This window comes from Isoptericola croceus, assembly GCF_029382255.1.
Classification (GTDB): domain Bacteria; phylum Actinomycetota; class Actinomycetes; order Actinomycetales; family Cellulomonadaceae; genus Isoptericola; species Isoptericola croceus.
This window is the reverse complement of the sequence record NZ_JARLLG010000036.1, coordinates 1-391: the sequence shown is the minus strand read 5'-3', so window position 1 is coordinate 391 and position 391 is coordinate 1. Positions and strand designations below refer to the sequence as shown.

Annotated in this window: 1 protein-coding gene; it reads right to left on the bottom strand. The window is 44.5% G+C overall.

From position 1 onward, the window contains the following. Positions 1–370: hypothetical protein (locus tag PZC42_RS20640; protein ID WP_277213944.1), on the bottom strand; the 370-nt coding region annotated here is incomplete at its 3' end. Positions 371–391 lie beyond the last annotated feature (21 nt).

Here is a 391-nt window from a genome sequence, read left to right as displayed (position 1 = left end):
GTGGCTCTTCAGGTCTTTTACTCAATGTTGTGCGTAAACTCCAAGAAATTTCAGGGGTAAATGCAAGATCAAATTCCACACGAGGTGCTGATATTGGAACCATGCCATAGTCAAAACAAATTATAGGAAGTTTGATCATCAAGTTGGTGAATGCTGTTAAACCCATGTCCTCCACATATCTATAGACATCCTTCTCAGTTCCATGTGGTACTAAGTTTGTGTGCTTCTCAGCCAACCATGAACTGTACAGTATACAGTCTTCTCGGTCTTCAGACAGACTGGAACTTGGAATGAATTTGTTGTGCTGCATACCTGGCAGATTGTATATCCAGGAAGGGGAGAGCTCATCCTCGGGCTTCAGGAGCAGCACGCTCTGGTCCACAGCTCTCAG